Genomic DNA, 26834 nt, shown 5'->3' on the forward strand with positions numbered 1-26834 from the left:
ATGCGGGCGTGGGCCCGCGCGGCAGCCGGAGGGTGGCCGGCTGCCGGGTGGCTCAGGCCAACGCCTTGTCCAGCAGGCCAGCCAGCTGGGCCTTGCCGACGGCACCGATCTGCTCGCCGACCTTCTCACCGCCCTTGAACACCACCAGGTACGGGATCGAGCGCACGTGGTACTTGGCCGCAAGCGCACGGTTGTTGTCCACGTTGACCTTCACGATCCTGGCGCGGCCGTTGTAGGCGTCGGCCAGTTCGTCCAGCGCCGGGGCGATCATCTTGCAGGGACCACACCATTCGGCCCAGAAATCGACCAGGACCGGTTCCTTGGAATTCAGTACGGTGCTATCGAAGTCGGCATCGCCGACATGTACAACCTTGTCGCTCATCTTGGTCTCTCGTTTTGGAGTGCACCCGGCAGGGCCGGAGGGGTTGAACCTGGACAGGGCTGGGGGCCTGGTCCGCGTCTGCTGCCTCGTGGCCGCATGTGCGGCCAGCGGTGCGTCCGATGGATGCCTGGACGCTCACGGCCGGCAGTGTACCCCTATCGTCGCGGGGCGACAGGCACCGGTTGGAAAGAATCGTCCTGTGACCGTCATCGCGCTTTGCCGGGGTGGGCCGGAACGATATGCGGGTGGGGCTTTGGCGGTTCCAGCCCCTTGGATTCGAGCGTTCAACTGGGGGTGGGGGCCGTGAAAGCCAGCCACGCAGGGCGTGGCGCTCCGGTCGGGCGGGCCGTCGCACGGGGGTGTGCGACGGCCTCCCCCGGTTTGCCGGCCGCTTTGCGCTAAACTGGCCCACTGTGCGGCGCCCCGGGACCGGTTCGGTCCGGCCTCCGCCTTCCCAGGCGCAGGGCCCAATGGCGACGGTGCCCCCCAAGATTGCAAGCCTCCCGCATCTCTGCCGGCTGGCCTTACCAAGACGGACTCATGAGCGACAAACCGCTGACCGATTTGACCTTCTCTTCCTTCGAGCTGCATCCGGCCCTGCAGGCTGGCCTTGAAGGCGCTGGTTTCACCCGCTGCACCCCGATCCAGGCGCTGACCCTGCCGGTGGCACTTCCCGGCGGCGACGTTGCCGGCCAGGCCCAGACCGGTACCGGTAAGACGCTGGCATTCCTGGTCGCGGTGGTGAACCGCCTGCTGACCCGTCCGGCGCTGGCCGACCGCAAGCCGGAAGACCCGCGCGCGCTGATCCTGGCGCCCACCCGCGAGCTGGCCATCCAGATCCACAAGGATGCGGTCAAGTTCGGGTCAGACCTGGGCCTGCGCTTCGCGCTGGTGTACGGCGGCGTTGATTACGACAAGCAGCGCGAAATCCTGCAGCAGGGCGTGGACGTGATCATCGCCACCCCCGGTCGCCTGATCGATTACGTCAAGCAGCACAAGGTGGTGTCGTTGCACGCCTGCGAAATCTGCGTGCTCGATGAAGCCGACCGCATGTTCGACCTGGGCTTCATCAAGGACATCCGCTTCCTGCTGCGCCGCATGCCCGAGCGCACCACGCGGCAGACCCTGCTGTTCAGCGCCACGCTCAGCCACCGCGTGCTGGAGCTGGCCTACGAGCACATGAACGAACCGCAGAAGCTGGTGGTGGAAAGCGAGTCGATCACCGCCGCGCGCGTGCGCCAGCGTATCTACTTCCCGGCCGACGAAGAGAAGATCCCGCTGCTGCTGGGCCTGCTCTCGCGCAGCGAAGGTGCGCGCACCATGGTGTTCGTCAACACCAAGGTGTTCGTGGAGCGCGTGGCGCGCTCGCTGGAGAAGGCCGGCTACCGGGTCGGCGTGCTGTCCGGCGATGTGCCGCAGAAGAAGCGCGAGAGCCTGCTCAACCGCTTCCAGAAGGGTCAGCTGGAAATCCTGGTGGCCACGGACGTGGCCGCGCGCGGACTGCACATCGATGGCATCAAGTACGTCTACAACTACGACCTGCCGTTTGACGCCGAAGATTACGTGCACCGCATCGGCCGCACCGCCCGTCTGGGCGAGGAAGGCGATGCGATCAGCTTCGCCTGCGAACGCTATGCAATGGGCCTGCCGGATATCGAGGCCTACATCGAGCAGAAGATCCCGGTGGAAGCGGTCACCAGCGAAATCCTGACTGCGCTGCCGCGACCCGAACGCGCGCCTGCGCCGGCGGGCGAGGAAGGCGACGAGAACGAAAGCGTTGGCCAGATCTTCCGCGAAGCGCGCGAAGCACGCGCTGCGGAAGAAGAGCGTCGCGGCGGCGGTCGTTCGTCCAGCGGCGGCCGCTCCGGCGGTGGTCGTGGCGAGCGCAGTGGTGAGCGTAGCGGCGAACGCCGTCCGCGTGGTCCGCGCAAGCCGCGCGTGGAAGGCGAACAGCCCGCGGTGGCCGTGGAAGGCACCGCGCCGGTGGAGGCTGCACTGGCCCCGCAGTCAGCGCGTCCGCCGCGCGCCGAACGTGCGCCGGAAGGTGCGGCCGAGGGTGAGCGCGCACCGCGCAAGCGCCGTCGCCGTCGCCACGGTCGTCCGGTGGAGGGTGCTGAAGGTGCCGCGCAGCCGGTCACGCCGGTGCAGGTCGCTGCCAAGCCGATGCGCACCGCCGCGCCGGCCGCCGACCCGGGCGCAGGCTTCCTGACCCGCATCGGCCGCAAGATCCGCCGGATGCTGTCGGGCGGTTGATCTCCGATCAACGGTAGCGCCCGGCCGGTGGCCGGGCGACACGCCATTCCCACGCCGCCATCCTCCTCCTGCATAATCGGAGGAATGAGCGTCCTGCGTTTTGACAATGTCAGCAAACACTATGCGGGCGGCCACCAGGCTCTGGTGGACGTCAGCTTCGATGTCGCACCCGGCGAAATGCTGTTCGTCACCGGGCATTCCGGCGCGGGCAAGAGCACCCTGCTGAAGTTGATCCACCTCGACGAACGGCCCAGCCGTGGCGCGGTGGTGTTCGACGAGCGCAACCTGCTCAAGGTGCGCGGTGGCGATATCCCGCATCATCGCCGCGCGGTCGGTGCGGTCTATCAGGACCATCGCCTGCTGATGGACCGCAGCATTGCCGAAAACGTGGCCCTGCCGCTGATCCTGCGTGGGACCCGGCGGGGTGACATCGGCAAGCGCGTGCGTTCTGTGCTCGAACGCATGGGTCTGGGCCATCGCGAAAAGGCGCTGCCGTCGCAGCTGTCGGCCGGCGAGCAGCAGCGCGTGGGCATCGCGCGCGCGATCGTCGGCGAGCCCAAGCTGCTGGTGGCCGACGAACCCACCGGCAACCTCGATCCGACCCTGGCCGCTGAAATCATGGCACTGTTCGCCGAACTGCCCGAGCGGGGCACCAGCGTGCTGGTGGTCAGCCATGACCTGGCGCTGCTGCGCGCCATGCGCAAGCGCGTGCTGATTCTCGACCACGGCAAGCTGATCGACGACATCTCGCCGCAGGACCTGGCCGAATGAGTACCGCCACCAACAAGGAAGCCGCTGCACCGTCGCGCCTGGGCGTGTGGCTGCACCACCACGGCCACAGCGTGGTGTTCAGCCTGGGCCGCGCCTGGCGCAAGCCGTGGGCCACCCTGCTCACCGTGATGGTGATGGCGCTCGCCCTGGCCCTGCCACTGGGCCTTTCGATCGCGCTGGACAACCTCAAACATTTCGCCGGCAGCGTGCAGCAGTCGCGCGACATCAACCTGTTCCTGAAGACCGATGTCGACGCCGCCGCCGCCAGACAGGTCGCCGATACGCTGCGCGGTCGCGCGGATGTGGCCGGGGTGACCCTGCGCTCGCCCGATGAGGGCCTGGCCGAACTGCGCGACAGCGCCGGGCTGGGTGAAGCGATCGATGCGCTGCACGACAACCCGTTGCCGTCGCTGCTGATCATCACCCCGACCAACGGCACCGACGACGCCCGCCTGGCGCAGTCGCTGGAGGGCCTGCCGCAGGCCGACCTGGTCCAGCACGATGCGTTGTGGCGCAAGCGCCTGGATGCCTGGCTCGGCTTCGGCACGCGCCTGGTACAGGTGCTGTCGGTACTGCTGGGCTTGGGCGCGGCGCTGGTGGTCGGCAACACGGTGCGGCTGGACATCCAGGCGCGCCGCGATGAAATCGGCGTGCTGCAGCTGCTGGGCGCCAGCGACGGTTTCATCCGCCGCCCGTTCCTGTACCTGGGTGCGTGGTACGGGCTGGGCGCCGGCGCGCTGGCCCTGGCGCTGGTGGGTGGGGCCGGGCTTGCCCTGCGCCCACCGCTGGCCGCGCTGTCGCAAAGCTATGCCAGCCCGTTCGTGCTGCATGGGCTGGACCTGTTGCATTCTTCGCTCGTGCTGGTCGGCACTGTTGTGCTGGGCTGGCTGGGCGCGTGGCTGGTGACCGGACATTTCCTGCGCCAGACCCGTCCGACCGAAACCTGAGGCCTGCCCCGCATGCGTCCGCAAGTACTGAAGCACCTGGTCGACGACGCGCCGCGCGTCATGGTGGTCGATGGCTCCAAGCTGGTCCGAAAGCTCATCGCCGACGTGCTGCAGCGCGAGTTGCCGGCAGTCGAGGTGGTGGGCTGTGCCTGTATCGAAGACGCCCGCATGGCGCTGGAAGCCGGCCCGGTCAACCTGGTCACTACCTCGCTGACGCTCAGCGATGGCGACGGCCTGGACCTGGCACGACTGGTGCGCGACACCGCCGGGCAGGCCTACGTGCCGGTGATCGTGGTGTCCGGCGATGCCCAGCAGCACCTTGAGCAGCGGCGTTTCACCGATTACGTCACTGACTATTTCGACAAGGCGCTGGGCCATGAAGCCCTGGCCACCTTCATCCGGGGCTATGTGCAGCCGGAAACCATTCCCGGCGCCACAATCCTCTATGTGGAAGACAGCCGGGTGGTCGCCGAAGCGACCAAACGCATGCTTGAGCGGCAAAGCTTGAACGTGCTGCATGTGATGACCGCAGAAGAGGCGTTCGCGCTGCTGACGGCCGAATCGCTGGGGCGCAGCAGCCACCGCATCGACCTTGTGCTTACCGACGTCACCCTGAAGGGCGAGCTGAGCGGTCTGGATGTGGTCGAGCGCGTGCGCGTGGACTTCGGCTACGGCAAGCGGCGGCTGCCCGTGCTGGTGATGACCGGTGACGGCAACCCGCTCAACCAGTCCGGCCTGCTGCAGGCGGGTGCCAACGACCTGGTGCAGAAGCCGATCGAAGAGCGGCTGCTGGTCACCAAGGTGTTGTTCCAGCTGCGCCTGTCACGGCTCAACGACAAACCGCTGGTGCGATGAACGACGTACCACCCTCGACCATCCAGCTTGAACCGAGCTGGAAGGCGCGTATTGGCGATTACCTGCTGCGCCCGGAGATGCGCGAGCTGGCGGCCTTCCTGCGCCAGCGCAAGGCGGCGGGCGCGCACGTGTTTCCGCCGGGTCCGCAGATCTTTGCCGCGTTCGATGCGACCCCGTTCGATCAGGTCAAGGTGGTCATCCTCGGCCAGGATCCGTACCACGGCGCGGGCCAGGCCCATGGCCTGAGTTTTTCGGTGATGCCTGGCGTGCCAGTGCCGCCATCGCTGTTGAACATGTACAAGGAACTGGAGGCCGACCTCGGCCTGCCACGCCCCGACCATGGCTGCCTGCTGCCGTGGGCGCACCGCGGCGTGCTGCTGCTCAACGCGGTGCTGACCGTGGAAGAGGGGCAGCCCGGTTCGCACCAGAAGCGTGGCTGGGAAGGATTCACCGACCACGTGGTGGAAACGCTCAACCGCGAGCGCGAAGGCCTGGTATTCCTGCTGTGGGGCAGCTATGCCCAGCAGAAAGGCAAGGTGATCGATACCAGCCGCCATCGCGTGTTCAAGGCACCGCATCCGTCGCCGCTTTCGGCGCATCGCGGTTTCCTGGGGTGCCGACACTTCTCGTCGGCCAACCAGTATCTGGAGCGGCGCGGCCTGGGTCGCATCGACTGGTCGTTGCCTGCGCGCTCCGCGCTCCAGGTGATGCGTGACGACTAACAGTCGTCACCTACCCGTCGTCACCTACCGTCGTTGCCTACACCCCCAGCATCTCGATGATGGACTGCGCCACCTGCCGCTTGCGCGCCGGCAGGCGCCGGAACAACGACAGCAGGTTGCCCTCCAGTTCGTTGCGCGCGTAGTCGGCGGTGGGCGCCGCTGCGCTCAACTCGCCGCCATCGGCTTTGCCGCAGCCGCGGCCGGTGGCCAGCCACTCGAACCGCACCTGCGTCACCACCGCAATCCGCGCCAGGTGCTCCACGCTTGGATGCGTGCCACCCCGCCGTTCCCACTGCGCTACGGCACTTCTTTTCACGCCGGTTTCATTCGCGAGTTGCGACTGCGACAGCCCTGCACTGGTCCGCGCACCACGGATCCGGTCCGACATCGTGAGCATGGCAATCCCCTTCCCATTCCTTGAGTGGTGGCGGGTTATCGATACTAACGAGACAGCAATTCTTTCAACATAATGTACAGAATCGCTATCCGTCATTGCCGCTGAAGGGTTACCCATCCGTAAACCCCGCAGCGATAGTCAAACTTCCCTCAGTAAATCTACTGGCCGATTTGACGATTGTCATCCGTCCACGTAGTTAATCCTCCATGTCGGCCAGTTGCTGCGCCGGACAAATCTGAACATCGGAACAGGCCGTAAGGTCCCGCATGGTAGGTATTTTCCTACACGTGATGGAGCGCTGCGGCCACGAAACCGGGGGATGGCCGATGGATAATGTCAAAGGCGTGAATGGGGCGTTAGCGCGGTTCAGGATTGTCAGTATCCCCGCATTAATTGTGATCGGCCTCGCATTAAGTAGCCTATTTAGTGTCGCAAATGCACAGGATGCGTGTACGGCGAATGGCGCCTGCGTATCTGCGGGGCCCCGGCTTGCGCAGATCGACAGCACGCAGAGCCCGGTCCTGAATCTGCTGTTCACGACGCTTCTGCCCGGAACGAACATCAACATCACTGCCCTGGACTGGAACAACATCGCCGGCGCGGATGTGAATCTGAATGCGTTACTGACACGCCTCAACGGCGGCGTCGTGGTCAGCGATCCCAGCCAGGTGCTCAACGCCAACATCACCCTGGGTCAGCTGCAGGCGGCGCTGGTGTCGGTGCTGCAGGCCGACGGCAACACGCTGGCGGCCAACGCGCTCAACCTGCTCACGCCGTCGCTGAGCGGCCTCACCGGCAACATCCGCCTGGCCGACCTGATCCAGGTGAGCCTGCCGCCCGGTTCGCTGGCCAACGTCAATCTGGACGTGCTGGATCTGATCACCGGCGGGGTGCAGCTGTACAACTTCCGCAATGTTCTGACCACCCCCACACCGGTTACCCTCACCACCGCGCAGCTGGCCCCGCTCGGCCTGGGTGGCCTGGCCAACGTGCGCGTCTGGGCGCAGGTAGTGGAGCCGCCGGTGTACAACTGCGGGCCGGTCGGCACCGGCTTCCACAGCGCGGTAATCCGCCTCAAGTTCGATTTCGACGTCGTCCAGGGGCTGGACGTCGCGCCGCTGGTGTCGGCGCTCAACGGGCTCAACGTAGGCGGCCTGGTGTCGCTGGCTGGCACCAGCATCACCGCCTCGCTGCTGCACCTTTCGGTGTATGCCGACATCGCCCGTGCCGAGGGGACCATCAATGCGGTCAACCTGGCCAGCAACGCGGTGACCCTGCAGGCGCGACCGGGCCTGGTCAACCTGTACATCGGCACGATCAGCGATGCGGTGTTCTTCAACCGTACCGCCGTGCTCACCCCGGCCAGCGTCACCCCGATCAATGCCACCTCGCTGGCAGTCACGGTGGGCGTCAACCTGCTCAGCGGCCTGAAGGTCGCCGACGTCGATGTACCGCTGACAGTGTCGGTGCGTGCGGTTGCCACCGGGACCCCCTCAACACAGTCGGTGGTGTTCAATGGCCCCTATCCGCAGACGCGTACGCTGACCAGCGGCACGGTCACGGCCACGTCGCTGGTCACTTCGCTGGTCAATTCACTGGAGCTGCAGATCACCAGCGGTACGCCCGTGGTCCGGCTGGTCAACAACCTGATCACGCTGCCCGTGCCGGTGAACAGCATCGTCAATGCGCTGGTGACCGCCCTGCAGCAGCCACTGAGAGGGGTGGTGAACGCGGTTGTCGCGCCCGTGCTGGCCGCAGTGCTGGGCGGGGTGGTCGACAACCTGCTGGGCCTGCTCGGCATCCGCATCGGCCAGGCGGTGTTCACGGTAGAGAGCATTTCGCAGAGTTGCGCGGCTACCGTGCAGCTGGTCAAAACGCTGGCGCCTACGACCGACACCGGGCTGTTCAACCTCAGTGTCGCGCAGGGCGCCACGATACTGGCCAGCGTAGCCAATGTCGGCAACAACGGCGCCACCACGGCGGTCGTGACTACCCCGGGTACGGTCTACACCCTGGCTGAAACCGCGGGTACGGCCACCGTGCTGGCGCGCTATGCCAGCACCTGGGAGTGCAAGGATCAGGCCGGCACCACGCTGACCAGCGGCACCGGGCAGAACTTCACCTTCACATCGCCTGCGTTGTCCGCCCAGCCCCTCAACGTGGTCTGCCGCATCACCAATCGAACGCGCCAGGCAGATCTGTCGATCACCAAGTCCGATGGCAGCGGCACCTATACCCCGGGCGGCACGGCCAGCTACGTCATCACCGTCAGCAATGCCGGGCCGGATCCGGTCACTGCCGCGCAGGTGACCGATACGTTGCCGGCGGGCGCCACGCTGAGTGCGCCGTGGAGCTGCGCTGCCTCGGCGGGCAGCGTCTGCAGTGCCGCCAGTGGCGGTGCGGCCGGCGGCAACAGCGTCAGCCTCGGGGTCGATCTGATCAACGGCGGGCAGGCCACGATCACCGTGCCGGTCAGCTTCAGCGCGGATCCCGCCGCGTACTAGTCGTACCCACCCGGAGTGCCACCGTGGTGGTGGCGCTTCGAAAGCAACGACGCAACACGTAGCGCGCGGGCAGGTCCCTGCGCGCTGCTTTCGAGGATCACTGCATGCCGACCGCCAGCGCCCGCCGCTCCCTTTCCCAGCCCGCCGCCAGCCGCCTGCGCGCCCGCGCGCGGCCCCTGGCTGGCGTATTGCTGATGGCCCTGGCCACCGCCGGCGTGCATGCGCAGGCCTACCGCAACCCGCTGGTGAACACCGCCACGGTTGCCGCACCGGCCGACATTTCCGATCCCACCCCGGGCAACAACAGCAGCAGTGACAGCAATACCCTGGCGGCCACCGCGCAACTCAGCATCGTCAAGACCATCACCTCGCCGGTGCCGGTTGCGGCCGGTGCGCCCGTGCAGTACCGCATCGAGGTACGTAATGGCGGACCGTCGCAGGCCGTGGGCGCACTCCTGACCGATTCGGTGCCGACCCAGCTCACCGGCGTGACCTGGACCTGCGCGCCGGTGTCGGCCGCCACCTCCTGTTCCGCGGCGTCGGGTACCGACAGCGTCAATGTCGGGGTCAACGTCGGCGTGGGCGAGGTGCTGGTGGTGCTGGTCACGGGTACCGCGCCTGTCGTCACCCCGGCCACCATCTCGGCCAACAGCGCCACCATCACACCGCCGCCAGGCACCACCGATCCCACCCCGGGCGACAACACCGCCACCACGCCCACGATCAGCGTGCAGGCGGCGGCAATCGTCGCCAACAACGACAACTACACCGCCACGCCGATTCCGCCCGGTGCCGGTGGCACCACACCGCGCGTGTTCGCCAATGACACGCTGCGCGGGGACGCGTTCGTGGATGCGGCGGTGGTCGCCACGCTGACCACTGCGCCGGCGGGCTATTCCATCAACGCCAATGGCACCATCAGCGTGCCCGCCACCGCGGCGTCGGGCCCGGTGACGCTGACGTACCAGATCTGCGAGGCGGCTTCGCCCAGCAACTGCGCCAGCGCCAATGTGCAGCTTGTGGTGGCCCCCAACGCCGTGGACGACAGCTACGCCGTGCAGGCGGGCGCGCAGCTGGTCGGCAACGTGCGCGACAACGACAACTACGTGGTCGACTCCACGTTCACCCAGACCGCCGCACCGACACAGGGCACCCTGCAGCTTCTGACGGACGGCAACTTCACCTATACGGCCAATGCCGGTGCCACCGGCACCGATACCTTCAGTTACCAGCTGTGCCTGCCCGCGCCCAACGGCGCCGTGTGCGACACCGCCACGGTTACGGTCAACCTCACCGCGAACGTGATCGACGCGGTCAACGATGATTTCAGCGCCGGGGCCATTCCGGCTGCGGCGGGCGGCATCACGCCCAGCGTGCTCACCAACGACACATTCAATGGCGCTGCGGTTGATCCGGCCACCCTGACCACGACCCTGATCACCGCACCGGCGGGTTACACGATCAACGCCGGTGCGATCAGCGTGCCGGCGAACGCCGTGGCGGGTCCGGTCAGTCTGGCGTACCGCATCTGCGTCACCGCTGCGCCCACGTTGTGCGATACCGCCACGGTGCAGGTGGTGGTGGGCCCGAATGCGCTGGACGATGCCATCACCACGCCCGGCGCCGGGCAGCCGGTATCGGGCAGCGTGGCTGGCAACGACAACACCCCGGCCGGCTCCGCGTTCACCGCAGCGGGTGCGGCCGCGACCCAAGGTACCGTCGTCCTCAACGCGGATGGTTCCTTTACCTACACGCCCAATGCCGGGGCCAGTGGCACCGATACGTTCGGCTACTCGGTGTGCCTGCCGGCCCCCAATGGCGGCGTCTGCGATACCGCAGTCGTCACCGTGACCCTGGGCGCCAATGCGCTGCTGGCCAACGATGACCTGTTCCCGACTCCAGTCCCGGCCCTCACCGGCGGCAGTACCCCCAGCGTACTGGGCAACGACACCCTCAATGGCGTCGTGGTCACCCCGGGCACCGTCACCGCTACCCTGCAGGGTGCGGTGGCCGGTTTCAGCCTGGATCCCACCAGCGGTGTGATCACCGTAGCGGCCGGCGTTCCGGCCGGTGCCACCGCGCTGAGTTACCAGCTCTGCGAGAACGCGGCTCCTGCCAACTGCAGCACCGCCAACGTGCAGGTGCTGGTCAGCCCGGCGGCGCAGCCGGACAGCTTCAATCTCCAGTCCGGCCAGGCGTTCAGCGGCAATGTCGGCACCAACGATGCGCCGCCGCCCAACGCGGTATTCGCCGCGCTGAGCCAACCGACCCTGGGCACGCTGGTCTTCAACAGCGACGGCAGTTTCACTTACACATCGGCCGCCGGCAGCGCCGGCACCGATACGATCACCTACCAGGTGTGCCTGCCCGCGCCAAACAGCGGCGTGTGCGCGACCACCACGGCCGCGTTCGTCATCGCCGCCAACACCGTCGATGCGGTGGACGATACATTCACCACGCCTGCGATCTCGCCGGTCACCGGCGGCAGCACGCCGTCGGTACTGGGCAACGACCTGTACAACGCCGCGCCCGCCTCCGCTGCGCAGGTCACCCTGAGCCTGACCGGCACCGCGCCGCCGGGTTACACCATCACCAGCGCCGGGGTGATCAACGTCCCGGCCGGTGCCGCCGCCGGTGCGGTGAGCATCAGCTACGAGCTGTGCGAAGCCGGTACCACCAGCAACTGCGATACCGCAGCAGTCGCGCTGCTGATCGCTCCCGCGGCTGCCGACGACAGCTACACCACGTCGGCCGCCCAGCCGCTGGTGGGCGATGTCAGCATCAATGACAACGCGCCTGCCGGTGCGGCCTATACGGTGCTCACCCCACCGGCAGCCGGTACCTTCTCCCTGCAGCCCGACGGCAGCTTCAGCTACACGCCTGCCGGCGCAGGCGTCCAGACTCTGCAGTACCAGGTCTGCCTGCCGGCACCGGATGCCGGAACCTGCGCCACCGGTACGGTGAGCATCAACGTCATCGCAAACACCCTCGATGCGGTGGACGACAACTTCCGCACGCCGGTGTTCGCCCCCGGCGCCGGCGGCACCACCCCGAGCGTGCTCGGCAACGACACCTTCAACGGCGCCGCGGCGAACCCGTTGCAGGTCACCGTGAACCTGGTCGGCGCACCGGCCGGTTTCAGCATCGATGCGGGCGGCGTGATCACCGTGTCCGGGTTCGCACCCGCCGGCGCCGCCACGCTTGCCTATGAACTGTGCGAACTGGGCTCCACCAGCAACTGTGACACCGCGGCAGTACAGGTGCTGATCGCCCCGGATGCATTCGACGACACCGCCTCGGTCACCGGCACCCAGCCGGGCAGCTTCAACCTGGCCGCCAACGACAACGTGCCGGCCGGTGCGACGTTCACCATCGCGGTTGCGCCGACCAAGGGTACCGCCGTGCTGGCCGCCGATGGCAGCCTGCAGTACACGGCCACGGCGGGCCAGAGCGGGGCCGACACGCTCAGCTACCAGGTGTGCCTGCCCGCGCCCGATGGCACCACCTGCGATACCGCGCAGGTGACCATCAGCATCGCCGCCGCCGCGCTGGTGGCGGTGAACGACGATTACAGCGCCAGTCCGATTCCGCCCAGTGGCGGCAGTACGCCCAGCGTGCTGCTCAACGACACCTTCAACGGCGCGCCCATCGTGCCCGGCACCACCCCGGTCATTGCATCGCTCACCACTCTCGTGACGGGCTACAGCATGGCTACCGACGGTGTGATCTCGGTCGCCGCCGGTACGCTGCCGGGCTCCGTGGCGCTGAACTACCAGGTCTGCGAAGCCGCGCTGCCCAGCAACTGCGCTACGGCCACCGCGGTAGTGGTGACGAGTCCCGACGCGGTCGATGACAGTTTGCCAGCCACCGCCGGCGCCACCACCGTACTCAACGTGCTGGCCAATGATGTCGCCCCGCTTGCCCCGGTGGTGAGCGTGACCGTGCAACCGACCAGCGGCACTGTCGCGGTCAATGGCGACGGCAGCATCAGCTACACCCCGACCGGTGCGTTTGTCGGCCCGGACACCTTCACTTACCAGCTGTGCCTGCCGGCACCACACGGCACTGTGTGCGATACCGCCACCGTGGCGCTTACGGTGACCGCCACCACGCTGGTTGCGGTGAATGACGATTTCACCGGCATCCCGATTGCGCCGGCCGCAGGCGGCAGCACCCCCAGCGTGCTGCTCAATGACACCTTCAACGGCGCAGCGATCGTGCCTGGCACCACGCCGGTCACCGCGTCGCTGCTCAGCCCTGTGACGGGCTACACCATGGCCGCCACGGGCGTGGTCAGCGTGGCGCCGGGCACCACGCCCGCAGCGGTCACGTTGAGCTACCAGGTGTGCGAGACCGCCTTGCCGACCAACTGCGCCGCCGCCACGGCCGTGGTGGCGGTCGCTCCTGACGCGATCGATGACGCCCTGCCGGCCACGGCCGGCACCACCACCGTGCTCAACGTGCTGGCCAACGATGCGGCACCGCTGAATCCGGTGGTCACCATCGCGTCGGCGCCAGCCAACGGCACCGCCGTGGCCAATGGTGATGGCAGCATCAGCTACACCCCGACCGGCGCGTTCGTCGGCGCGGACAGCTTCACCTACCAGGTGTGCCTGCCCGCGCCGGGCGGCAGTGTCTGCGACACCGCTACCGTCAGCGTCAACGTCAGTGCGACCACGCTTACCGCCGTGGCCGATGACTTCACGTCAACGCCGATCGCGCCGGCCACCGGCGGCAGCACCACCAGCGTGCTGCTCAACGACACCTTCAGCGGTGCGCCGATCATTCCCGGTACCACCGCCGTGACAGCGTCGCTGTCCACGCCGGTCACCGGTTACAGCATGGATGCCAACGGGGTGATCACCGTGGCGCCGGGCACCCCCCCGGCTGCGGTCACCCTGAACTACCAGGTGTGCGAAACCGCAGTGCCCACCAACTGCGCCGGGGCCACGGCCGTGGTCGCCGTGAGCCCGGTCGCGGTGGACGATGTCCTGCCCGCCGCCGCGGGCAGCGCCACGGTGCTCGCCGTCACCGCCAACGACACCTTGCCGGCCAACCCGACCATCACCGTCGCGGTTGCGCCGACCAACGGCACCGCCGTGGTCAACGGCGATGGCACCATCACATACACGCCCGTCGCCGGCTTCACCGGTGCGGACAACTTCACCTACCAGGTGTGCCTGCCGGCACCGGGCGCAGCGGTCTGCGATACCGCTTCGGTTGCGGTCACTGTCAGCGTCACCGGCCTGACCGCGGTCAACGACGACTTCACGGCAACGCCCATCGCGCCGGCGGCCGGTGGCAGCACCGCCAGCGTGCTGCTCAATGACACCTTCAACGGTGGGGCCATCGTGCCCGGCACTACGCCGGTCACCGCCACGCTGCTTACCACCGCCACCGGTTACACGATGGCGGCCGACGGTGTTGTCACCGTGGCGCCGGGTACCACGCCAGCAGCGATCACGCTGAACTACCAGGTATGCGAGAACGCGGCACCGACCAACTGCGCCAGCGCTGCGGTCCAGGTTGCCGTGCGCCCCGAGGCGGTGGCCGATGCGCTGCCGGCCACCGCCGGGACCACCACCGTGCTGAACGTCCTGGTCAACGATGCCGCACCGCTGAACCCGGTCGTCACCATTCCGACCGCGCCGACCAGCGGTACCGCGGTGGTCAACGGCGACGGCACCATCAGCTACACGCCCACTGCCGGTTTCACCGGTCCCGACAGCTTCACCTACCAGCTGTGCCTGCCCGCGCCGGGCGCCAGTGTCTGCGATTCCGCGACGGTGAGCATCACCGTGAGTGCCACCACGCTGACCGCTGCGGCCGACGACTTCACCGCCACACCCATCGCGCCAGCCGCCGGTGGCAGCACCGCCAGCGTGCTGCTCAACGACACCTTCAATGGGGCACCGATCGTGCCCGGGACCACGGCGGTAAACGCCTCGCTGGTAACGCCGGTGACCGGCTACAGCATGGCGCCCAATGGCGTGGTCACGGTTGCCCCGGGCACCACGCCGGCGGCCACCACGCTCAGCTACCAGGTATGCGAAATCGCCGTTCCCACCAACTGCGCCCAATCCACTGCCGTGGTGGCGGTCAGCCCGGTGGTGGTGGATGACACCCTCAACGCCGCTGCCGGCACTACCACGGTGCTCAACGTCACCGTCAACGACACGCTGCCGACCAACCCCACCATCACCGTGTCGGTTGCACCGGCCAATGGCACCGCGACGGTGAACGGCGATGGCACCATCAGCTACACGCCCAACGCCGGTTTTACCGGTTCCGACAGCTTCACCTACCAGGCCTGCCTGCCGGCGCCCGCTGCCGGGGTCTGTGACACCGCCACCGTGACGCTGACGGTTGCCGCCACCTCGGTGACGGTGGTGAACGATGACTTCACCGGCACCCCGATCGCGCCGGCCGCCGGCGGCAGCACCGCCAGCGTGCTGCTCAACGACACCTTCAACAGCACGCCGATCGTGCCCGGCACCACGCCGGTGACGGCGTCGCTGATCAGCCCGGTCGCCGGCTACAGCATGGCGGCCAATGGCGTGGTCAGCGTCGCCGCGGGCACCACCCCGGCGGTGGTAACCCTCAGCTACCAGGCATGCGAAAACGCGGTGCCCAGTAACTGCGCGCAGGGTACCGCCGTGGTTGCGGTCAGCCCGGTCGCGGCCGACGACGCCTTGTCGGCTGCTGCGGGCACAACCACCGTGCTCAACGTCGCCGCCAATGACACGCTGCCGACCAACCCCACCATCACCGTGTCGGTTGCACCGGCCAACGGCACCGCCGTGGTCAATGGCGATGGCACCATCAGCTACACCCCGAGCGGACCCTTCACCGGCGCGGACAGCTTCACCTACCAGGTGTGCCTGCCGGCCCCCGGCGCGGGAGTGTGCGACACCGCCACCGTCAGCCTGACCGTGACGGCCAGTGCGCTGGTCGCAGTGGGCGATGACTTCAGCGCCACCCCGGTCGCGCCCTCCGGAGGCAGCACCACCAGCGTGCTGCTCAACGACACCTTCAACGGCGCACTGATCGTGCCGGGCACGACGCCGGTGACCGCGTCGCTGGTCAGCGCGGTGCCGGGCTACAGCATGGCCGCCAACGGGGTGGTGACGGTGGCACCGGGCACAGTGCCCGCCGCCACCACGCTCACCTACCAGGTCTGCGAGAACGCACAGCCGACCAACTGCGCGCAGGCCACGGCCGTGGTGGCGGTGCGTCCCGACGCGGCCGATGACACCCTGCCTGCCGGCAGTGGTACCACCGTGCTCAACGTGGCGGCCAACGACACGTTGCCGCCGGGTCCGGTGTTCACCGTGTCGGTGCCACCCACCAATGGCACCGCCGTGGTCAACGGCGACAACACCATCAGCTACACGCCCAATGCTGGGTTCACCGGCACCGACAGCTTCACCTACCAGGTGTGCCTGCCCGCGCCCAACCTCAACGTGTGCGATACCGCCACGGTCAGCGTGACGGTCACGGCGGCGCTGCTGGATGCCGTGGACGACACCGCCACCAACGTGCCGGCCACCGGCGCGCTGGGCCTGCTCAACGTGTTCGCCAACGACACCTTCAATGGCGCGGCGCTCGATCCGGCCACGGTGCTGCTGACCCCGAACAACACCACGGCGCTGACCATCCAGCCCAACGGCAGCCTGGACGTGGCAGCAGGCACGCCCGGCGCCACCTACACCACCACCTATCGCCTCTGCCTGGTGGCACAGCCGACGGTGTGCGATATCGGTACGGTGTCGGTCACCCTGGCCACCACGCCCGGCCTGCTGGACGCGGTGGATGACACGGTGGCCAACGTACCGGCTGCCGGTGCCAGTGGCGTGGCCAACGTGCTGGCCAACGACACCTACAACAGCGCCGCGCTCGACCCGGCCACGGTGGTGCTGACCCCGGTCAACACTGCTGCGCTGACCATCCAGGCCAATGGCAGTGTGGATGTGGCAGCCGGTACGCCCGGCACCACCTACACCACCACGTACCAGATCTGCCTGGTGGCACAGCCTGCCGTGTGCGATGTGGGCACCGTATCGGTCACCCTTGAAGCGGCCGGTGCGCTGGTCGCCGCCGACGACACCGTGCCTGGCGTCCCGCCGGGCGGGGCGACCGGCGTGACCAACGTGTTGACCAACGACACCTTGAACGGCGCACCGGTGGATCCGACTGCGGTGGTGCTGACCCCGACCAACACCGCCGCGCTGACCATCCAGCCCGACGGCAGTGTCGACGTCGCCGCCGGTGCCCCCGGCACGACCTACACCACCACCTACCAGATCTGCCTGGTGGCGCAGCCCACGGTGTGTGCGGTGGGTACGCTGTCGGTCACGCTGGCGGCAGCACCGAACAGCGTGCCGGTGGCCAACAACGACCAGGCCAGCACTCCGCAGGACATCCCGGTCGACGTGCCGGTACTGGCCAACGACCTGGCCAACGGCGCTCCGGTCGACCCGGATACGGTGGTGGTAACCATCACCGCTGCGCCGACCATGGGCACCGCGGTGGTGCTGCCAGGTGGCAGCGTGCGCTACACCCCGATGACCCACTACAGCGGCGCCGACAGCTTCACCTACACCGTCTGCAGCCAGGCCTCGCCGTCCACCTGCAGCAGCGCCACGGTCAGCGTGCAGACCGGCCTGAACGACGTGGATGTGGTGGACGAGAACATCACCGTGCTCAGCGGTACCACCACCACCGTACCGTTGCTGGACAACCTGACCACCAGCGGCGCGCGCATCAACCCCGCGTCGATGCGGCTGGGCCGTGCCGCCTCCAGCGGCCGGGCGACCTGCGGCAACGGCGAGTGCGTCTACACCGCCTTCGTGGGCTACAGCGGCCTGGACAACTTCAGCTACAACATCTGCGACACCTCGATGCCCACCCCGGTGTGCGTGGAGGGCTGGGTGAATGTGGTGGTTACCGCCGACGCGGTGGTCCTGCGCCTCACCAAGCAGGCCACCCAGCGCAGCGTGCAGGTAGGCGACGTGGTGCGCTATGTGGTGACCGTGGAGAACATGGGCGACTTCGATGCCCTGGGCGTGACCCTGCTCGACACCCTGCCGAGTGGCTTCACCTTCATTCCGGGTGGATTCGAAGCCCGCGATGCCGACAACGCCGCACGTGCCAGCGGCGTGGCACCGCTGCGGATCGATGGACTGGATATCCCGGCGGGTGGCTCGGCGACGCTGGTGTACTACCTGCGGGTAGGGGCGGGTGTCGGCTTGGGCGTGCACACCAACCGCATCACCGCAGCCGATGTGCTGGGTACCACCATCAGCAACGTGGCCTCGGCCGACGTGGAGGTTGTCGGCGATCCGCTGCTGGATGAGAGCCTGGTGATCGGCAGCGTGTTCGACGACCGCAACGGAAACGGCGTGCAGGATGCCGGTGAGCGCGGAATACCCGGCGTGCGCGTGGTGTCGGTGGAAGGCCTGGTGATCGAAACCGACGCCTACGGCCGCTACCACCTGGTCGGCATCAACGGCGGCCAGGCGCGCGGACGCAACTTCATCCTCAAGGTCGACCCCAGCACCTTGCCGGGTGAGGCGCGCTTCACCACCCGCAACCCCTTGGTGCGGCGGATCACCCCGGGGCTGCCGGTGCGCTTCGACTTCGGTGTCGCGTTGCCGGAAGGACGCATGGGGGCAGGACCACCGCCATCGGTGCTCGAGGTCGGCGAAGGACTGTTCGTTCCCGGCCAGGCCACGCTCGGCCCGGCGGCTGAAGCGGTGCTGGCGCATGCCGCCCGCACGCTGCAGGCGCAGGGCGGTGGGCAGCTCAACGTGGCCGTGGGGCAGGCCACGCCCGAACTGGCCGCACGGCGTGCCGATGCGTTGCGGCAGGCATTGCTGCCACGCCTTCCGGCCGACGTTGCCGCCCGTGTGCAGGTCCAGGTGCAGCCTACTGCGCCGGCCCGCCCCGCCACCCGTGCGGATCGCTGAGGAGATGCCCATGATCAACAAGACCTCACTCAGCCCCTTGGTGCTCCTGCTGGTGCTGTGGCTGCCGACCAGCCACGCGCAGGCCCCGCAACCCGTGCCGGAGGTGCCCACCACGCTGTGCGGCGTGGATGGCTGCCGCCAGGGCAACGACCTGCTGCTGCAGGTGCACCCGGCGGCGGATGCGCCGTCCGATCCGACGGCGCCCAGCGCGTTCGTGCCGGCGCCCAATGGCGCCTCGGCCACCGAGCTGCCCGACGGCGCGGTGGTGTGGGCCACCGAAGACCCGGCACTGTCGGCGCCGGTGCTCAACGTACAGACCGGTTCGATGGCCCCGTTCGAGAACGGACGCCTGACCAAACCGCTGCGCTTCCATGGCTACAACAACTACGCTTCGTTCATCGAACGACTGGAAGTGGTGATCTATCGCGGCAGCGACACCGACCTCGTCACGCCGTTGGCGCGCATCGAAATGCCGGTCGACTACGTGGGCAATACCGAATGGGATGGCCAGCTGCCGGAAAACCTGAACCTGCGCGTCGGCGACGACCTGCAGTACATCGCCCGCGCGTACGGCCGTGATGGCTCCTTCGATGAAACCAACGCCCAGCGCTTCCAGCTGGTGCTGCCCACCGATTACGAACGTGGCACCCAGCTGGTGCGTGACAACGTGCAGCGCACCCTCGGCCGCGTGCTCGACGGCGACGATGCACAGGCCCAGCAGCTGAGCAATGCGATCTATGGCCAGAACGCGCTGCGCCAGCAGAACATCCCGATCTACGGTTCGCGGGTGCGCATCTACGGGCGTGGCCTGAGCCCCAACGCACGGGTGCTGATCAATGGCCTGAGCTTCCCGGTGGACCTCGAGCAGAAGTTCGCCGCCGAGTTCCTGGAGCCGATCGGCCAGCACCGCTATTTGGTGCAGGTGGAAGCGATGGATGCGCCCACCCTGACCCGCACGCTGGACGTGGAGGTCACCGGCAGCTACCGGTTCCTGGTGGCACTGGCCGACGTGACGTTGTCGAGCAACACCGCCAGCGGCAACCTGGACCCGCTGGCTGCCGACCGCGACCAGGACGACAGCTTCCTCAGCGAAGGCCGGCTGGCGTTCTACCTGAAGAGCAAGCTTCGTGGCAAATACCTGGTCACTGCCCAGGCCGACACCTACGACCGCGAACTGAAGCGGCTGTTCGACGGCTTCCTGGATGCCGATGCGCGCGATGTGTTCCGCCGGCTGGACCCGGACCAGTACTACCCGGTCTACGGTGATGACTCCACCACGTATCGCGACGTCGATACGCAGGGCAGGTTGTACGTGCGCGTGGACTGGGACCAGAACCAGGCGCTGTGGGGCAACTTCGCCACCGGCTTCACCGGTACCGAGTACGGCCAGTACGTGCGTTCGTTGTATGGCGCGGCCGTGAGCTGGCGCTCGCGTGCCACCACCCCCTTGGGCGATCCACGCTCGCTGCTGAAGGCGTTTGGATCCGAAGCGCAGTCCGCGCTGGGCCACAGCGAGTTCCTCGGCACCGGCGGCAGCCTGTACTACCTGCGCCACACCGACCTGCTGCCCGGCTCGGAGCAGGTGGTGCTGGAGGTGCGCGACCGTACCACCGGCCGCACCGAAGTGCGCACCAACCTGCAGCGGGGCGTGGATTACGAGATCAACGAGATCCAGGGCCGACTGTTCCTGACCCGCGCGCTGTCGCAGATCACCCGTGAGAACGTGCGCACGTTGACCCGGGATACCCCGCTGGACGGCTACGACCAGCTGCTGCTGGTGGATTACGAGTACATCCCGGTGGGCTTCAGCACCGACGATGTCAGCGCCGGCCTGCGCGGCAAGCAATGGCTGGGCGACCATGTGGCGATCGGCGGCACCTACGTCGATGAAAACCGCAGTGGCGACGACTACAGCCTGATGGGCGCCGACCTCACCCTGCAGGCCGGGCGTGGCACCTACCTCAAGCTGGAGCAGACCCGTACCGAAGCCACTGCGGCGCCGATCTTCTATTCGGACAACGGCGGCCTGAGCTTCATCCAGCGCAACCCGGTCAGCGGTGACCGCAAGGGCGATGCCCGCGCGGTGGAAGCGCGCGCCAACCTGCGCGAGCTGGGCTGGACCAGGCAGGACTGGAGCATGGGGGCCTGGTGGCGCGACGTGGATGCCGGTTTCTCGGTCTCGCGCATGGACAGCGGGCTGGCGCTGGAAGAATACGGCGCAGAGTTCCTGGGGTACTTCACCGACAACCTGAGCCTGTACGGCCGGCACAGCCGCGCCGAACGCGGTGAGGTGGCGGTGGAGCAGTCGCAGCTCACGATGGACTGGCGGCTGGGCAACGATGGCCAGCTCGGTGCCGAACTGCGCCGGGTACGCGAGGAAAACGCCGGCACCGATGTGGACGGCACGCTGGCGGCGCTGAGCTACCGGCAGCGCTTCGGTGCCAAGTGGGAGCTGTACGGAGTAGGGCAGCTGACCGTGGATGACGACAGCGGCGCCTACGAGAAGAACGACCTGGCCACACTGGGCGCACGCTACCTGTTCGGCAACCGCTCCAGCCTGGGCGCGGAAGTGAGCAGCGGCAGCCGCGGCGATGGCGCGAAGCTGGAGGGCGAATACTGGATGACGCCCGAGCACAGCTTCTACGGCAACTACAGTTACAGCACCGACCGCACCACCACCGACCCGCTGTATGACACCGGGCTGCAGTCGGGCTGGACGCTGGGCCAGCGCTGGCGCCTGAGCAACCAGGTCAACGTGTTCAACGAAAGCCAGTACCTCAAGGACCGCCGCGACGACAGTGCCGGGCTGGTACACACCTTCGGCATGGACTTCTACCCCGCGCAGGGCTGGACGCTGGGCTTCAGCGTGATGGATGGCGAGCTGGATGCCACCACCGGGCGGGTTGACCGCCGCGCGTACAGCGTCAACGGCGGGCGGACCGATGCGAACACCCAGTGGACCAGCAAGCTGGAGTACCGCCGCGATGAAGGCGCTGAAGACCGCCGCCAGTGGGTGACCACCAACCGTCTGCTGTACAAGGTCAACGAGGACTGGCGCATCGCGTTGCGCGCCAACTACGCCGACACCGACGACAGGCGCAACCCGCTCGCTGACGCCAAGCTGGTGGAATCCAACCTGGGGTTCGCCTGGCGCCCGCACGACAACACGCGCTGGGCGGCGTTCGGCAAGTACACCTATCTGTACGACGTGGCGTCGCTGGGCCAGGAAGGCGGCAACGTGTATGACCAGAAATCGCAGATCGTCTCGTTCGAAGGCGTCATGCAGGTCAGTGACCGTTGGGAGCTGGCCGGCAAGCTGGCCGGGCGTTGGGGCGACTATCGCACCGGCCGCGGCGAGGGCGAATGGCTGGACAGCCGGGTGAACTTCTCGGCACTGCAGCTGCGCTACCGGCTGTTCTCCCAGTGGGAAGCCCTTGCCGAGTATCGCTGGCTGGATGTGCGCGAGGGCGGCGACAGGAAGGGCTGGCTGGTGGGCGTGGATCGCCAGGTGGGGCAGAACTTCAAGATCGGCGCGGGGTACAACTTCACCGAGTTCAGTGATGACCTGACCGAGCTGCGGTATGAGGCGAAGGGGTTCTTCTTGAATCTATCCGGATATTACTAGGCGTCGGTGGGTTCTGGCCTGCCACCCATGGGGTGGCACTACCGGGCGTTGCGGCTTCGGCTGTCGGCTTCGGTGGGGTTCCGGTGCCGTGCATCTGCTTGGGGGCTTTTGGGGGCGTTCAGGCGTTGGCGGGTGCCGGCGCTGAATGCCTGGCAACGCTTTCATCCTGAATGGGTGTCTTTTGGTGGGATTGTCCTGCCCAAAACGACGTGCTTGTGACGTTTTTGCCTATATCCCATTGATTTACAATGGAATCTGACGCGGCGCGGCCCACTCGCAACTGTCACCATTTCGCGGTACGTTAGGGGCCTGATCTGCGCCAGCGTTTCACCCACGGAACGCTGGAACTTTTTGAACTGTCAGCAGTCCAAATACGGGACTGATAAGATGACCCCTATGAGCCAGAACATGTCTACTGCCCTTGTGGCAAACAATCTTCCGATTCCCAGTGCGCTCGGTTCGCTGGACGCCTACATCGGCGCCGTGCACCAGATCCCGGTGCTGACGGTCGATGACGAGCAGGACCTGGCCCGCCGCTTCCGCGACGAGCAGGACCTGGACGCCGCGCGCGAGCTGGTCCATTCCCACCTGCGCTTCGTGGTGCACGTGGCCCGTGGCTACAACGGCTACGGCCTGCAGCTGGGCGACCTGATCCAGGAAGGCAACATCGGCCTGATGAAGGCCGTGAAGCGCTTCGACCCGGACATGGGCGTTCGCCTCGTGTCGTTCGCGGTGCACTGGATCCGTGCCGAAATGCACGAGTTCATCCTGAAGAACTGGCGCATCGTCAAGGTCGCCACGACCAAGGCGCAGCGCAAGCTGTTCTTCAACCTGCGCAAGTCCAAGACCCGCCTGGGCTGGTTGAACGCGGCCGAAGTCACCGCTGTCGCCAAGGACCTCAACGTGTCCGAACGCGAAGTGCTGGAAATGGAATCGCGCCTGTCCGGCCGCGATGTCGGTTTCGATGCGCCCAGCGATGACGACAACGAGCATGCGCCGCCGTCGCCGGCTGCGTTCCTGGTCGCCAACGACGAAGATCCGTCGATGGCCTATGAGCGTGCCGACAGCGAAGACAACCAGCTGCAGCTGCTGCGCGAAGGCCTGGCCGAGCTTGACGCACGCTCGCGCGACATCATCCGTCGCCGCTGGCTGGACGCCGACAGCAAGGTCACGCTGCAGGAGCTGGCCGATGAGTACGGTGTGTCCGCCGAACGCATCCGCCAGGTCGAAGCGAACGCGCTGAAGAAGATGAAGGCGCTGTTCACCGCGTAATGCGGCGTCCAACGCAGTACACAGAAAACCCGGCGTTGCCGGGTTTTTTGTTGCTTCGAGCGTGCCCACCAACGGTGGGCACCTGCCGGGTAGCGCCCGACCGTTGGCCGGGCGCCGCGGCGATCATGCCCGCTCGCGGGCGATCGCGCGCCAGCCGATGTCGTTGCGGTGGAACTCGTTGTCCCACGACACCTTCGCCACGCCGGCATACGCATTGGCCTGCGCGTCGCCCACGCTGTCGCCCAGCGCGGCCACGCACAGCACACGGCCGCCGGCGCTGAGCACCTGGCCCTGCGCGTCCAGCGTGGTGCCGGCATGGAACACCTTGGCTGTAGACGGCACCTGGTCCAGGCCGTGGATGACGTCACCGGTGATCGGCGCCTCCGGGTACGGCGAGGCCGCCATCACCACGCCCAGGGAAGGACGCGGATCCCACTGCGCCTGCACCGTGTCCAGGCGTGCATCGATTGCCGCTTCCACCAGCTCCACCAGGTCCGACTGCAGGCGCAGCATCACCGGCTGGGTTTCCGGGTCGCCGAAGCGCACGTTGAATTCAATTACTTTCGGCGCGCCGCTGGCATCGATCATCAGTCCGGCATAGAGAAAACCGGTGAACGGGATGCCATCGGCGATCATGCCCTGCACGGTGGGATTCACCACCTCGCGCATCACCCGTGCATGCACTTCATCGGTGACCACAGGCGCGGGCGAATACGCCCCCATGCCGCCGGTGTTCGGGCCGGTATCGCCGTCGCCCACCCGCTTGTGGTCCTGCGAGGTGGCCATCGGCAGCGCCGTGGTGCCATCGACCATCGAGATGAAGCTGGCTTCCTCGCCATCCAGGAACTCCTCGATCACCACGCGCGCGCCGGCATCGCCGAACGCATTGCCCGACAGCATGTCGCGCACCGCGTCTTCGGCCTCCTGCTGCGTCATCGCCACGATCACGCCCTTGCCGGCGGCCAGGCCATCGGCCTTCACCACGATCGGTGCGCCCTTCTCGCGGATGTAGGCCAGCGCCGCGTCCACCTCGGTGTGCACCGCGTAGAACGCGGTGGGGATGTTGTGGCGGGCCAGGAAGTCCTTGGCATACGCCTTGCTGCCCTCCAACTGTGCCGCTGCGGCGGTGGGCCCGAAGATGCGATGGCCAGCAGCGCGGAAGCGATCCACCACGCCAGCCACCAGCGGCACTTCCGGGCCGACCACGGTCAGCCCGACGCCTTCGGCCTGCACCAGCGCCAGCAGCCCGTCGAGGTCGGTGACTTTGACCGGCACGTTGCGGCAGCCGGCCTCGGTGGCGGTGCCCGCATTGCCCGGTGCAACCAGCACCTCGGTGACACGGGACGACTGGGCCAGCTTCCAGGCCAGGGCATGTTCACGGCCGCCGGAGCCGATGACGAGGATCTTCAAGGCAGTTCTCGCAACAAAGGGGAAGAAAAAAGGGGCCCGGCAAGCACCGGACCCCTGTGATGATCAATGACGGAAGTGACGCACGCCGGTAAACACCATCGCCAGGCCGTGTTCGTCGGCCGCGGCAATCACTTCCGCGTCGCGCATGGAGCCACCCGGCTGGATCACCGCCTTGATCCCGGCGGCCGCAGCGGCGTCGATGCCGTCGCGGAACGGGAAGAACGCGTCGGATGCCATCACCGAACCTTCAACCACCAGGTTCGCGTCGGCCGCCTTGATGCCGGCGATGCGGGCCGAGTACACGCGGCTCATCTGGCCGGCGCCGACGCCGATGGTGCGGTTGTCCCTGGCGTAGACGATCGCGTTGGACTTCACGAACTTGGCCACGCTCCAGGCGAACAGCAGGTCGGTGAACTGCTTTTCGGTCGGGGCCAGCCTGCTTACCACGGTCAGTTCGTCACGGCGCATGCCCCGGTTGTCCGCGCTCTGCACCAGCAGGCCCGAGCCAATCCGCTTGGTGTCGTAATGGTTGCGGCCTTCGCCGTGCGGAATGCGCAGCACACGCACGTTGGCCTTCTTCTGCGCGTACTCCAGCGCGGCCGGTTCGTAATCCGGAGCGATCAGCACTTCCACGAACTGGCGGTCCAGGATCACCTTGGCGGTAGCAGCGTCCAGCGGCGTGTTGAACGCGATGATGCCGCCGAAGGCGCTGGTCGGGTCGGTGGCGTAGGCCAGCTCGTAGGCATCGCCGTTACCGGCGCCCACGGCTACGCCGCAGGGGTTGGCATGCTTGACGATCACGCAGGCCGGCGCGTCGAACTGGCGCACGCATTCCCAGGCGGCATCGGCATCGGCCAGGTTGTTGTAACTCAGTTCCTTGCCCTGCAGCTGCTGGAACGTGGCCAGCGTGCCGGCCACCGGCGACAGGTCGCGGTAGAACGCGCCGGCCTGGTGCGGGTTCTCGCCGTAGCGCAGGTCCATGACCTTGACGAAGCTGGAGTTCATCTGCGCCGGGAACTCGGTGCGCAGCGGCACGGCCGCCTCGGTGGCGGTCACCGCCGACAGGTAGTTGCTGATCGCCGCGTCGTACTGCGCTACGCGGTTGAACGCGGCCACCGACAATGCGAAACGCTTGGCGGCAGACAGCTTGCCATCATTGGCATCAAGCTCGGCCAGCAGCTCGGCGTACTGCGACGGATCGGTGGCCACCGCAACCCGGGCGAAGTTCTTCGCAGCAGAACGCAGCATGGCCGGGCCGCCGATATCGATGTTCTCCACTGCATCGGCCAGCGTGCAGTCCGGATTGGCGGTGACGCGCTCGAACGGGTACAGGTTCAGCACCAGCAGGTCGATCGCCGCAATGCCATGTTCGGCCATCACCGCATCATCCTGGCCGGCCCGGCCCAGCAGGCCACCGTGCACCAGCGGGTGCAGGGTCTTGACCCGGCCATCCATCATTTCCGGGAAGCCGGTGACATCGGCCACATCCCTGACCGCCAGGCCTGCGTCGCGGATGGCCTTGGCGGTACCGCCGGTGGACAGCAGCTCGACATTGCGCGCGGCCAGGGCGCGGGCCAGGTCGATCAGACCGGTCTTGTCGGAAACGGAAAGCAGGGCCCGGCGCACGGGCAGCAGATCGGAACTCATGGGGGCAGGAGATCGAAGCGGAGCGGGCCCGTATTGTAGGCCGTAAATGCCCGCCACCGGACCGTGGCCAACGTCCGGCAG

At 67.4% G+C, this 26834-nt stretch carries 13 protein-coding genes; 9 read left to right on the forward strand and 4 right to left on the reverse strand.

Translation table 11 applies throughout. The features are described 5' to 3' along the window. Window positions 1–52: 52 nt before the first annotated feature. The gene (trxA, locus tag ACGFZ3_RS15130; RefSeq protein WP_392922822.1) at window positions 53–382 is read right to left on the reverse strand and encodes a thioredoxin; all 330 of its coding nucleotides are present in this window, start codon (window positions 380–382) and stop codon (window positions 53–55) included. A gap of 540 nt (window positions 383–922) precedes the next feature. On the opposite strand from trxA, the gene rhlB reads away from it, so the two are divergent. The 5 genes from rhlB (at window position 923) to ung (ending at window position 5930) form a co-directional block, all read left to right on the forward strand. Further along, entirely contained in the window at window positions 923–2635 is a 1713-nt protein-coding gene (gene rhlB, locus ACGFZ3_RS15135; RefSeq protein WP_392922825.1) for an ATP-dependent RNA helicase RhlB, read from the forward strand. A gap of 84 nt (window positions 2636–2719) precedes the next feature. Continuing rightward, entirely contained in the window at window positions 2720–3406 is a 687-nt protein-coding gene (gene ftsE / locus ACGFZ3_RS15140) for a cell division ATP-binding protein FtsE (protein WP_068854240.1), read from the forward strand. Further along, window positions 3403–4353 (forward strand): permease-like cell division protein FtsX, encoded by a 951-nt coding sequence (gene ftsX / locus ACGFZ3_RS15145; protein WP_392922829.1) that lies wholly within the window; start codon window positions 3403–3405, stop codon window positions 4351–4353. The genes ftsE and ftsX overlap by 4 nt, the downstream gene beginning before the upstream one ends. Before the next feature lie 12 nt (window positions 4354–4365). Continuing rightward, a complete protein-coding gene (locus ACGFZ3_RS15150; RefSeq protein WP_392922832.1) occupies window positions 4366–5208 on the forward strand; it encodes a response regulator in 843 nt (280 codons plus the stop codon). Further along, window positions 5205–5930 carry a uracil-DNA glycosylase gene (ung, locus tag ACGFZ3_RS15155; RefSeq protein ID WP_392922835.1) on the forward strand — a complete coding sequence of 242 codons (726 nt, stop codon included), beginning with the start codon at window positions 5205–5207 and terminating at the stop codon, window positions 5928–5930. The genes ACGFZ3_RS15150 and ung overlap by 4 nt, the downstream gene beginning before the upstream one ends. A gap of 37 nt (window positions 5931–5967) precedes the next feature. Here the strand turns inward: ung and ACGFZ3_RS15160 are convergent, their stop codons facing one another. Further along, window positions 5968–6327 (reverse strand): helix-turn-helix domain-containing protein, encoded by a 360-nt coding sequence (locus tag ACGFZ3_RS15160; protein ID WP_392922838.1) that lies wholly within the window; start codon window positions 6325–6327, stop codon window positions 5968–5970. A 647-nt stretch (window positions 6328–6974) separates the two neighbouring features. On the opposite strand from ACGFZ3_RS15160, the gene ACGFZ3_RS15165 reads away from it, so the two are divergent. The 4 genes from ACGFZ3_RS15165 (at window position 6975) to rpoH (ending at window position 23696) form a co-directional block, all read left to right on the forward strand. Continuing rightward, window positions 6975–8831, forward strand: a complete 1857-nt coding sequence (locus ACGFZ3_RS15165) for a hypothetical protein (RefSeq protein WP_392922841.1) — start codon at window positions 6975–6977, stop codon at window positions 8829–8831. Window positions 8832–8935: 104 nt separating this feature from the next. Further along, a complete protein-coding gene (locus tag ACGFZ3_RS15170; RefSeq protein WP_392922844.1) occupies window positions 8936–18799 on the forward strand; it encodes an Ig-like domain-containing protein in 9864 nt (3287 codons plus the stop codon). A 10-nt stretch (window positions 18800–18809) separates the two neighbouring features. Next, complete coding sequence (locus ACGFZ3_RS15175; RefSeq protein ID WP_392922847.1) at window positions 18810–22424, forward strand: hypothetical protein; 3615 nt, start codon at window positions 18810–18812, stop codon at window positions 22422–22424. A 396-nt stretch (window positions 22425–22820) separates the two neighbouring features. Next, entirely contained in the window at window positions 22821–23696 is an 876-nt protein-coding gene (gene rpoH / locus ACGFZ3_RS15180) for an RNA polymerase sigma factor RpoH (RefSeq protein ID WP_392922850.1), read from the forward strand. Between the two features lie 123 nt (window positions 23697–23819). Here the strand turns inward: rpoH and purD are convergent, their stop codons facing one another. Both purD and purH read right to left on the reverse strand, forming a co-directional pair. Beyond that, window positions 23820–25106 carry a phosphoribosylamine--glycine ligase gene (purD, locus tag ACGFZ3_RS15185; RefSeq protein WP_392922853.1) on the reverse strand — a complete coding sequence of 429 codons (1287 nt, stop codon included), beginning with the start codon at window positions 25104–25106 and terminating at the stop codon, window positions 23820–23822. A 63-nt stretch (window positions 25107–25169) separates the two neighbouring features. Further along, the gene (gene purH, locus ACGFZ3_RS15190; protein ID WP_392922856.1) at window positions 25170–26753 is read right to left on the reverse strand and encodes a bifunctional phosphoribosylaminoimidazolecarboxamide formyltransferase/IMP cyclohydrolase; all 1584 of its coding nucleotides are present in this window, start codon (window positions 26751–26753) and stop codon (window positions 25170–25172) included. Between the last annotated feature and the right edge of the window lie 81 nt (window positions 26754–26834).

This window comes from Stenotrophomonas sp. NPDC047960 (assembly GCF_043204395.1).
GTDB lineage: Bacteria > Pseudomonadota > Gammaproteobacteria > Xanthomonadales > Xanthomonadaceae > Stenotrophomonas.